Below are 10,535 nucleotides of genomic sequence, written 5' to 3'. Positions count from 1 at the left end.
CCAGTAAGACCCCTTAAAGATGATAAGGTTGATAGGTCCGGTGTGGAAGTACCGTAAGGTATGGAGCTGACGGATACTAATCGGTCGAGGGCTTAACCTAATTGCTTTTCTTGCTGCTAGTTTTGAAAGTAAAAACAATTTGTATTTTACAACGCGCTCCGTTGTCCGTGTATTTCTTTGAATAAAAAATAAGGCGAGAAATACACTACCAAAAGTCGCTGCTAATGTAAAAAACAAATGATTACCAACTAAATAATAAATGTACACAAAGTGTACAAGTCACGCTAAGAGCTAATGCTCTAAGTCGTGCTATGTCTGGTGATGACGGCGGAGGGGATACACTCGTTCCCATCCCGAACACGACCGTTAAGCCCTCCAGCGCCGATGGTACTTGGATCGAAGGATCCTGGGAGAGTAGGACGTTGCTAGGCAAAGAATAAAGGACTACCGAAAGGTAGTCTTTTTGTATATACGAAAGTAGGTCGTATTAAATGTGATTTTTATTACAACTATATCAATTATTTTTGTTGTATAATTAAAGCGCTTACAAAACGAGATAAAAAGAAGTAAGACAAGTATATTGGGGGAGTTTTTGAGGTGGGGGGACCTATGGAAAGAAAAGAATTTATCATCCGAATTGATTTTAGAGATCGTTTAGGACTAGGGTATGAAATTTTGGAGGTATTAAAGGATAAGAATATCAATTTATTAGGGATGGAAGCAAAAACAAATCATGGGATGGTTATTAAATTTAGATGTCTAGAAGACGAGTTTCAACATTTAATCGATCAATTAGATAAAATTGATGGAGTTCTGTCTATTTTAAATTGTGACCACATGCCCTATGAGCAAAGGGAACATGAATTAACAACCATCTTAAATTCAGTAAGTGAAGGGGTTATTGCGGTTAATAAAATGGGTGAAATTACTCATATGAACGATGTTGCTAGTCAAATTCTTCATTATTCCAAAGAAAAGGCTATTGGAATGAAAATTGAAGATTTATTAGAAGCAAAAATACCCATTCTTGAGACCTTGAAAAATGGGAGATCATATAAACATAAAGAAATTAAAATCAAAAAAGATCGGAGAGTATTCCACTACTTAACTAGTGGTGTACCTGTTATAAATGAAAAAAATCAAATTATGGGAGCCGTGGCTACACTTAAGGATTACAAGCAAGTTGAAGAGATGATATTACAAATTGATCGAAAAAAAACATTAACGACGTTCGATGATATTATTTTTCAAAGCTCAAATATGAGGCAAATAGTGGATACAGCAAAAATGGTAGCAAAAAGTGATTCTTCTATTTTACTTCGGGGAGAAAGTGGAACCGGAAAAGAATTATTTGCCCGTGCGATTCATATGGAAAGCAATCGTTCAAAATCTCCTTTTATTGCAATTAATTGTGCTGCTTTACCAGAAAATCTTTTAGAAAGTGAACTGTTCGGATATGAGGAAGGCTCGTTTACTGGTGCGGTTAAAGGGGGAAAGAAAGGATTATTTGAGCAAGCAGATACAGGGACATTATTTTTAGATGAAATTGGAGAAATTTCTCCACAAATTCAAGTTCGGCTATTGCGGGTATTACAGGAAAAGGCAGTTAGAAGAGTAGGGGGGAATAAAGAGGTTCCTGTAGATGTTCGGATTATTGCAGCAACTCACCAAAATCTTGAGGAAATGATTAGTAAAAAGCTATTTCGTGAAGATCTATACTATAGATTAAATGTAATTCCTCTTAGAATTCCACCTTTACGTGAAAGACCAAAGGATATTCCTTTAATTGCCCAACACTTAATTCAGAAGATAGGAATTAAATTAAACAAACTTCAAGTCTATTTATCAAAAGAAGCAATTGAGTATATGATGGCGCAAAAATGGCCAGGTAATGTCCGGCAATTAGAGAATACATTAGAGCGAATCATCAATGTAATTCCAGATCAAGAAATAAAGCTTCTGCACTTTTTAGAATGGGCAAATTTAGAACCAATGAAACAACGAATCGAAAGGAGAATTGAAAATAACGATCATTATTTTCATATAAAGATCCCAATTGAACCCCAATGGCCATCTCTAAAAGATATTGTTAGAGAGGTTGAAAAACAAGTCGTTTTAAAAGTGATGAAAACCCATAATTCCTCCCGTAAAGCTGGTCGAATTCTAGGTGTTTCCAATACGACAATCCTAAATAAAATTAAAGATGATGAATTTTAAAATAGAATAGTTAAATTTTTTTCTTTTCAAACAATTTTGGCACTAAAATTGCAAGAAAATATAGATAGAACCATATAATTATAAAAAATTTCAGGAGGAGTAGTATGAAGCAAACACAAGAGAAAGAACAGTTAGAAAGGGGCCTAAGTGAACGCCATATTCAAATGATTTCTCTAGGTGGAGCAATTGGTGTAGGCTTGTTTTATGGTTCGGCTACAACGATTCAAATGGCAGGACCAGCTATCTCCCTATCTTATTTAATTGGAGGAATCATTATCTTTATTATTATGCGTGCACTTGGAGAGATGGCGGTTGCGGAACCTGTATCAGGTTCATTTAGTTCTTATGCCAATCGTTATGTAGGACCATTTGCTGGTTATTTAACTGGATGGACCTATTGGTTTATGTGGGTTGTAGTTGGGATGGCCGAGATTACAGCTGTTGGCGTATACGTTAATTACTGGTTCCCTGATATTCCACAATGGGTATCAGCCTTGGGTGCTTTACTGATTATGACGATTGTAAACCTGATCAATGTCAAAGCATTTGGTGAATTTGAATATTGGTTTGCTCTTATTAAAGTCGTTGCTATTGTAGCTATGATCATTGCTGGACTCTTAATGATTTTCTTGGGGTTTGGAAATGGTGGACAACCTATCGGTTTTGATAATTTGTGGGTAAACGGTGGATTTTTCCCAAATGGATTTACTGGAATCTTATTTTCGCTAGTGATGGTCATGTTTTCCTTTGGTGGAGTTGAATTGATAGGTATTACTGCAGGAGAGGCGCAAAATCCTCAAAAGTCAATCCCAAATGCAGTAAATAAGGTGATTTGGCGAATTCTTATTTTTTATGTGGGCGCATTAAGTATCATGATGATTCTTTATCCTTGGAATGAAATTGGAACAAATGGAAGCCCTTTCGTCTTGATTTTTGATAAAATTGGAATTCCAGCTGCTGCTGCCATTATTAACTTTGTTGTGTTAACAGCCGCATTATCTGCCTTTAATAGTGGATTATTTAGTACAGGGCGTATGCTTTATAACTTAGCGTTACAAAATAATGCACCAAAGGTGTTTGGGAAGTTAAGTAAAACAAGCACTCCATATGTTGGGATTCTTTTTTCAGCCTTCTTTTTACTGATTGCTGTTTTTCTAAATTACGTTGTACCTGAAAAAGTATTTCTGTATATCTCTGCTGTAGCAACCGTTGCGGTTATTACGAGCTGGACAATCATTCTAATTACTCAATTACGTTTTAGAAAAGCAAAAAGCAAAGAAGAGATTAATAATCTTACTTTAAAGTTGCCCTTCTGGCCATACTCTTCATATATCGCATTGGGATTTTTAGCGTTAGTCGTAGTTTTAATGGCCTTTATTGACGGGATGTCAGTTGCCCTTTATGTAGCACCTGTATGGTTTATATTCCTTTATCTTGGCTATAAATTACGTCGTCCGGTTAAGAGTGAAACCACAGTAGGAACAAAGCCAATTTCACAACATGATTAAAGAGAAAAAACACCGATCAAAATGGGTCGGTGTTTTCTTATTTAAGCTGATAAATTTTTTTATCACCTATAAAAAATATTGTCAATATTTTTTGACACTCGAGTAAGATAAAACAAACATGTGCATACAATCCATTTTTATATTCAAAAAGGATCATTTTCTTCCATTGTAGCGTGTCGAAATAGACCTCATGATCAATTGGCATGATTTTTGCTACAAAACATAATAAGCGATTAGAGATTTAAAATTATCATTTTATAGGAGGAGAAAGAAATGTCGAATACAGATAAAAAAGATGTTTTTAGTATTTTTGCTGAGATGGAGAAATATGGACATGAGCAGATTATTTTTAACTATGATAAGGCAACAGGTTTAAAATCGATTATCGCTATTCATGATACTACTTTAGGTCCTGCTCTAGGTGGTTGCAGGATGTGGAACTACGAATCAGAACAAGATGCCCTACGTGATGCATTACGTCTATCTAGAGGCATGACTTATAAATGTGCTGTATCAAATGCAATGCATGGTGGTGGAAAAACAGTTATTATCGGCGATCCAAAGAAAGATAAGTCAGATGAATTATTCCAATCACTTGGCTCTTATATCGAAACGTTAAAGGGCCGTTACTATACTGGAACAGATGTTGGAACAGTTGGAATGGACTTTGTATCTGCCAAAAAACAAACAAACTATGTGGTTGGATTACCTGAAGAATATGGTGGAAGTGGTAATTCGGCAATTATTACGGCTTATGGGGTCTGGAGAGGAATGAAAGCAACTGCAAAAGAAGCTTTTGGAACAGATTCTCTAAATGGATTAACTGTGGCTGTTCAAGGTTTAGGTAAAGTAGGACACAACTTAGTAAAATATTTAATCGATGAAGGTGCAAATTTAATTGTAACGGATATATTTGAAGAAAATGTTCATAGAGTAAAGGAAGAGTTTCGTCAAGTTAAAACGGTAAAACCGGAAGAAATTTTCAGTGTAGAATGTGATATTTTCTCACCTAACGCTTTAGGTGCTGTAATTAACGACCAAACTATTTCGCAATTAAAATGTAAAGCGATTTGCGGTGCAGCAAATAATGTACTTGCAGAAAATCGTCACGGTGATCTTTTACATGAAAAAGGTATTCTTTATGCACCAGATTATGTTGCCAATGCTGGTGGTTTAATTCAAGTAGCAGATGAATTGCAAGGTTATAATAAAGATCGAGCATTTAAAAATGCTAGCTTAATTTATGATATTTTAGGTCAGATCTTTGAGATTTCTAAAAAAGAAAATATTCCAACTTATAAAGCAGCAGATGTATTAGTTGAAACTAAAATTGAGAAAATTGGAAGAGTTCAAAGCAAATTTACAGGTAGATAAAATAGATGGGTTGTCTTTTATTCGGAGAAGGGATCATTACCCTTCTCTTCCTTTAAAACATTCAATTTAAAAGAGATTTGGTCAGAGAAGATCCGGTGGTGAGAAAGATGAGATTTAGACAATTTGAAGAAGTGATGACAAAGGCAAAGAACTCCAAACCAGTTAGAGTAAGTATTGCAGCAGCTCACGATGAAGATGTGCTCGTTGCAGTCAAACAAGCTGTAGAATTAGAGTTAATCGAACCATATTTTGTTGGAAATAAGGTAGAGATTGAAAGGATTACCTCACAGATGGGCTTTGATCTACAAGACTTTGTGGTTTTCCCAACAAATAGTGAAGAGGAATCTGCTTATGTAGCAGCTAAGTTAGCCAATGAAGGAACAACTCAGATTATTATGAAGGGTTTTATTAATAGTACCCCCTTTTTAAAAGGAGTTCTACATAAGGATTTTCAATTAAAAACAGGCCGTATTCTTAGCCATTTATCAGCGTTTGAAATACCTGAATTTAATCATTTGTATTATATGACGGATGGGGGGCTTAATATTGCCCCGGATTTAATACAAAAAGAACAAATTTTACTCAATGCAATTGAGTTTTTGCAACGATTGGGAATGGAAAAACCAAAAATAGCATTATTGTCAGCAAATGAACGAGTAAACGAAAAAATGCCTGTAACGATTGATTGTTATCATTTATCCCAACAAGCAAAAAAAGGTGTTTTCGGTTCTGTGATCATGGAAGGACCATTACCTTTGGACTTGGCCATTAGTAAGGAATCTTTGTATCATAAGAAGATTTACAGTGAAATTGAGGGAGACGCTGATTTATTATTTGTTCCAAACATAGAAGCAGGTAATATCTTTGGGAAAGCTATCACCTATTTCGCAAAAGGAATTATGGCAGGTGTCGTCTTAGGTGCAAAAGTTCCACTTATTTTAAATTCTAGATCAGATTCAGCGAAGGCAAAATTAGCTTCTATTGCTTTAACGGTTGTTTCTGTTAATCAAGGGGCAGTCAATGAAACTAACCTATATTTTCGATCAAGTGATTGGCTTGAATAATTGGAACAACAAAAGGGGGGGGAAGGAAATGAGAGCTTTTATCGTTGTGAATGATGATTTATGTAAAGGATGCGAAATATGTGTAGCTACATGTCCAACAGATACATTATCAATCGCAAAGGAACCAAACAAAAAAGGTTATTATCCAGCCATTCAACATGCACCTGATCAATGCACAGGTTGTAGACAGTGTGCATTAATGTGTCCTGAAGTCGCAATTAAAGTCATTGTAGAAAAATAAAATCAAAGGGGGATGGAGAGATGAAAAAATATTTAATGAAGGGAAACGAAGCTATTGCGGAAGCAGCGATTCAAGCAGGCTGTCGTTTTTATTTTGGTTATCCTATAACTCCTTCTACGGAGATTATTGAATATATGGCTCAAAAAATGCAAAAGGTCGGTGGCACCTTTTTGCAGGCTGAAAGCGAGATTGCAGCGATTTATATGGTTTTTGGCGCGGCTGGTGCAGGAAAAAGAGTAATGACTGCCTCTTCTAGTATAGGAATTAGTTTAAAACAGGAAGGAATTTCGTTCTTAGCGGCTAACGAATTACCGGCTGTTATTGTCAATATAATGCGCACTGGACCAGGGTTAGGGGGTCTAGGCCCTTCACAGGCTGATTATTTCCAGGCGGTAAAAGGAGGAGGACATGGAGATTACCGCTTAATTGTTCTTGCCCCAAGTTCAGTCCAAGAGATGGCAGATTTGATTATGGATGGGTTTGATTTAGCAGATCTTCACAGGAATCCTGTCATGATCTTAGCTGATGGGGTACTTGGGCAAATGATGGAACCTGTTGTTTTCCATAATCGTAAACCAATTGAAGTAGATAAATCTTGGGCTACAACTGGTGCAAAGGATCGTCCACGTAATATGATTACTTCTTACAACCTCCAAAATGAAGCAGGGGAAGCCAAGGCATTATATTTGGAAAATAAATATAAAGGAATTAAAGAAAGAGAGCAACGTTGGGAAGTTTACCGAATGGAAGATGCAGAATATGTTTTTGTAGCTTATGGTACAAGTGCGCGTATCGTCAAAGGAGTGGTAGACACCTTAAGAGAAGAAGGTCACAAAGTTGGTTTAATTCGTCCAATTACTTTATGGCCATTTCCGGAAAAAGCATTTACACCGATTATTCAAAAAGTGAAAGGGTATATGGTTGTTGAAATGAGTGCTGGACAAATGGTGGAAGATGTAAAATTAAATGTTAATGGTGCCGCCCCAGTTGCTTTTTACAGTAGACAAGGTGGTATTACACCTCAGCATGATGAAATGAAAGAGAAGTTTTATCAATCCTTTGATGTTAGGGGCATGAGAATATGATCGTTACATTTACAAAAACAAAAGCATTAACAGATACACCATTTCATTATTGTCCGGGTTGTACTCATGGGATTATTCATCGGATATTAGGCGAAGTTTTAGAAGAATTGGATCTTTTAGGGGATACGATAGGAGTTACCCCAGTTGGTTGCGCTGGTTTTATTGAGCAATATTTTAATATTGATTTTCAAGGTGGGGCACATGGGAGAGCACCAGCAGTAGCAACCGGAATAAAAAGGTCTCTTCCAGATAAAATTGTATTTACTTATCAAGGTGACGGAGATATGGCATCGATTGGAATCGCTGAAGCGATACACGCAGCAGCAAGAGGAGAGAAAATAACTACGATTTTCGTGAACAATGGAATTTATGGAATGACTGGTGGTCAAATGGCTCCAACTAGTTTAATTGGACAAAAAACTTCTACCTCACCATATGGTCGAGAAGCGAGCCAAGCAGGATATCCTTTAGATTTACCATTACTAATTAGTCATATTCCAGGGGCAGCCTATGTTGCATCAGTTTCAGTAGATACCCCTCAAAATGTTTTAAAAGCGAAAAAAGCAATCAAAAAGGCATTTCAAATCCAAATGCAAGGTTTAGGTTTTACGATGGTTAGTGTTTTATCAACTTGTCCAACAAACTGGGGTATGTCTCCTAATCAATCACTTCAATGGTTACAAGACAATTTGAAAAATTATTATACCTTAGGTGAATTAAAAACACCTGAGATGTTGAAATAGGAGGGGTTGAATATGGAACAAATCATTATTTCTGGTTTTGGCGGTCAAGGAATCCTTTTTGTTGGAAAGCTTTTAGCCTATGCCGGTATGATGGCTGGGAAACATGTTTCATGGATTCCTTCCTATGGTCCTGAAATGCGTGGAGGAACGGCTAATTGTTCTGTTACCATTTCCGACCATCCTATTACCTCTCCGATTGTAAATAAATGTAGCTATTTGCTAGCGTTAAATGAACCTTCAGTAGATAAATTTGTAAAAGACGTAAAACAAGGTGGGAAAGTCATTTTAAATGGTTCGATTATTAAAAAAGGTAAACCCGAATCTGCTATGGTCGAATGGATTTCAATCCCCGCACAAGAAATGGCAGAGGAAGTAGGTGCCTCATCTCTCTTGAATATGGTGATGTTAGGTGTATTTCTTAAATATAACTCGATTCTTACACTGAATGATATTCGAAATGGAATGGAAGAAATGCTTGGTAACAAAAGACCTGATCGAATTGAAATGAATCTCAAGGCGATCCAGAAAGGAATGGAGCATGTTGTGGCATTGGAGGAGCAATATGCCTAAAGAATATAAAATTTTAGCCATTAACCCTGGCTCAACATCAACCAAATTTGCTCTTTATCAGGGAGAAAAATTATTATATAAAGATACGGTTCGACATACAGATCAGGAATTATTATCTTATTCAAACATTGCTTCACAATTAGAATATCGTTTAATCATACTTTTAGAAAGTTTAAAGAAACACCAAATTTCTATGGATTTGTTGGATGCAGTCGTGGGTAGGGGAGGGTTTTTAAAGCCTCTTGCTAGTGGAACTTATTTAGTAAATGAAATAATGTTGCAAGATCTACTGGGATCCAAATATGGCGAACATGCTTCAAATCTAGGAGCTCTAATGGCTTACCATATAGCTCATCCTTTAGGAATCCCATCTTTTATTGTAGATCCAATAGTGGTAGATGAAATGGAGTCAGTTGCACGTTTATCGGGTATTCCAGAAATTGAAAGGAAAAGTCATGTACATGCGTTAAATATTAAAGCGGTTTCTAGAAAAGTGGCTAATCAGCTTGGTAAACCATATGATGCATTTAATTTTGTTATTGTTCACTTAGGTGGTGGAATCTCTGTTGTAGCTGAGCGCCAAGGAAAATTAATTGATGTAAATAACGCAAATAATGAAGGACCTTATTCACCAGAAAGAGCTGGTGGCCTTCCTTCATATCAACTAGTTAAATTATGTTATTCAGGAACGTTTACTGAGAGAGAAATGTTATCTCGTTTAACTAAAGAAGGTGGGTTTTATTCATATCTTGGAACAAAGAATGCCATAGAAGTAGAAGAAAGAATGAATAATGGTGATCAACAGGCAAAAGCCATTTTAGATGGGATGATTTATCAAGTCGCCAAAGAAATTGGTGGAATGGCTGCAGTACTAAATGGAGAAGTTGATGGCATTATTCTTACCGGCGGGTTAGCTTTTTCCGATTATATTGTTGAGCAAATAAGTAAAAAAATTAGGTTTATTGCCCCAATTTATATTATACCTGGTGAGGAAGAATTAGAATCTTTAGCCTTTGGAGCATTACGTATTCTAAGTGGGGAAGAAGAGGCAAAAGTATATAATTAAAAAGGAATTATGAAAAATAAAAGGTGTGCTGTATGTAATGCCGAATCAATGATGTTTAGTTTAAACTTCATTGATTCGGTTGCAGAGCATGAACATGTGCCAATTGGGTATCGCGTCATTTATTATTTTTGCAAACAATAAAGGAGTTCTGACAAATTGAATTTAACCAAGTCGCCTATAAGACAAATTTTCAATAGGATCAAAAAAATCATTGACGACAAAATGTGACTCATGGTAGTATATGAATTGTCGCTTCATGAAACCTTATAAATGAAGCGATTGATAAAATAAAAAATAACAGTTGACAAGTTAACATAATATTTGATAAGATAAATTTTGTCGCTGTTGATAAGTTTCATTCTTTAAAACAGGCGATAGGAAAGTTCTAAAAGATGATTGACAAGCAACAATCTTTTATGGTAAACGCTAAAATTGCTCTTTGAAAACTGAACAGTGTAAAAGCCAAGCGTACCACAGAAATGTGGACCTAATCAATTTTTAGAGTTAAGGATAACTTTTTATGCCCTTATGATGATGCTCATGTAGCTGAATCACAGGACAAGAACTTCTAAGCAATAAATTGCTAAGAATTTCTATGGAGAGTTTGATCCTGGCTCAGGACGAACGCTGGCGGCGTGCCTAATACATGCAAGTCGAACGCTAGAGG

General features: G+C 36.1%; 9 protein-coding genes and 3 rRNA genes. All 12 read left to right on the top strand.

What is annotated here, in order from left to right; all coding sequences use genetic code 11:
* Nucleotides 1-100 (top strand): 23S ribosomal RNA (locus tag TEPIDINF_RS14635); the annotation flags it as partial.
* A gap of 214 nt (nt 101-314) precedes the next feature.
* Nucleotides 315-431, top strand: a 5S ribosomal RNA gene (gene rrf, locus TEPIDINF_RS14630).
* 178 nt (nt 432-609) lie between these two features.
* Nucleotides 610-2,217, top strand: a complete 1,608-nt coding sequence (locus TEPIDINF_RS14625; protein WP_068727866.1) for a sigma 54-interacting transcriptional regulator — start codon at nt 610-612, stop codon at nt 2,215-2,217.
* Nucleotides 2,218-2,321: 104 nt separating this feature from the next.
* Entirely contained in the window at nt 2,322-3,725 is a 1,404-nt protein-coding gene (locus TEPIDINF_RS14620) for an amino acid permease (RefSeq protein WP_068727868.1), read from the top strand.
* Nucleotides 3,726-3,998: 273 nt separating this feature from the next.
* Nucleotides 3,999-5,099 carry a Leu/Phe/Val dehydrogenase gene (locus TEPIDINF_RS14615; RefSeq protein WP_421692398.1) on the top strand — a complete coding sequence of 367 codons (1,101 nt, stop codon included), beginning with the start codon at nt 3,999-4,001 and terminating at the stop codon, nt 5,097-5,099.
* Nucleotides 5,100-5,194: 95 nt separating this feature from the next.
* Entirely contained in the window at nt 5,195-6,163 is a 969-nt protein-coding gene (locus TEPIDINF_RS14610) for a bifunctional enoyl-CoA hydratase/phosphate acetyltransferase (RefSeq protein ID WP_421692397.1), read from the top strand.
* Between the two features lie 28 nt (nt 6,164-6,191).
* Nucleotides 6,192-6,404, top strand: a complete 213-nt coding sequence (locus tag TEPIDINF_RS14605) for a 4Fe-4S binding protein (RefSeq protein WP_068727896.1) — start codon at nt 6,192-6,194, stop codon at nt 6,402-6,404.
* Between the two features lie 20 nt (nt 6,405-6,424).
* Nucleotides 6,425-7,489 carry a 3-methyl-2-oxobutanoate dehydrogenase subunit VorB gene (gene vorB, locus TEPIDINF_RS14600; RefSeq protein WP_421692396.1) on the top strand — a complete coding sequence of 355 codons (1,065 nt, stop codon included), beginning with the start codon at nt 6,425-6,427 and terminating at the stop codon, nt 7,487-7,489.
* Nucleotides 7,486-8,232 (top strand): thiamine pyrophosphate-dependent enzyme, encoded by a 747-nt coding sequence (locus TEPIDINF_RS14595; RefSeq protein ID WP_068727876.1) that lies wholly within the window; start codon nt 7,486-7,488, stop codon nt 8,230-8,232. The genes vorB and TEPIDINF_RS14595 overlap by 4 nt, the downstream gene beginning before the upstream one ends.
* 12 nt (nt 8,233-8,244) lie before the next feature.
* On the top strand, nt 8,245-8,802 hold the full coding sequence (locus tag TEPIDINF_RS14590; RefSeq protein WP_068727878.1) for a 2-oxoacid:acceptor oxidoreductase family protein: 558 nt from the start codon (nt 8,245-8,247) through the stop codon (nt 8,800-8,802).
* Nucleotides 8,795-9,868, top strand: coding sequence for a butyrate kinase (gene buk / locus TEPIDINF_RS14585; protein WP_068727880.1), 1,074 nt, complete (start codon nt 8,795-8,797; stop codon nt 9,866-9,868). Before TEPIDINF_RS14590 ends, buk begins: the two co-directional genes overlap by 8 nt.
* A gap of 592 nt (nt 9,869-10,460) precedes the next feature.
* Nucleotides 10,461-10,535: ribosomal RNA gene (locus TEPIDINF_RS14580) — 16S ribosomal RNA — on the top strand; the annotation flags it as partial.

The sequence above is a fragment of the Tepidibacillus infernus genome (assembly GCF_048898065.1).
Lineage (GTDB): Bacteria > Bacillota > Bacilli > Tepidibacillales > Tepidibacillaceae > Tepidibacillus_B > Tepidibacillus_B infernus.
The sequence above is the reverse complement of the archived record's forward strand: the minus strand, read 5'-3'. Positions and strand labels throughout refer to the sequence as shown.

Coding starts and splice junctions, on each gene's coding strand:
- buk (WP_068727880.1), top strand. CDS start 8,795: ATGCCTAAAGAATATAAAATTTTAGCCATTAACCCTGGCTCAACATCA.
- TEPIDINF_RS14590 (WP_068727878.1), top strand. CDS start 8,245: ATGGAACAAATCATTATTTCTGGTTTTGGCGGTCAAGGAATCCTTTTT.
- TEPIDINF_RS14620 (WP_068727868.1), top strand. CDS start 2,322: ATGAAGCAAACACAAGAGAAAGAACAGTTAGAAAGGGGCCTAAGTGAA.
- TEPIDINF_RS14615 (WP_421692398.1), top strand. CDS start 3,999: ATGTCGAATACAGATAAAAAAGATGTTTTTAGTATTTTTGCTGAGATG.
- TEPIDINF_RS14625 (WP_068727866.1), top strand. CDS start 610: ATGGAAAGAAAAGAATTTATCATCCGAATTGATTTTAGAGATCGTTTA.
- TEPIDINF_RS14605 (WP_068727896.1), top strand. CDS start 6,192: ATGAGAGCTTTTATCGTTGTGAATGATGATTTATGTAAAGGATGCGAA.
- vorB (WP_421692396.1), top strand. CDS start 6,425: ATGAAAAAATATTTAATGAAGGGAAACGAAGCTATTGCGGAAGCAGCG.
- TEPIDINF_RS14595 (WP_068727876.1), top strand. CDS start 7,486: ATGATCGTTACATTTACAAAAACAAAAGCATTAACAGATACACCATTT.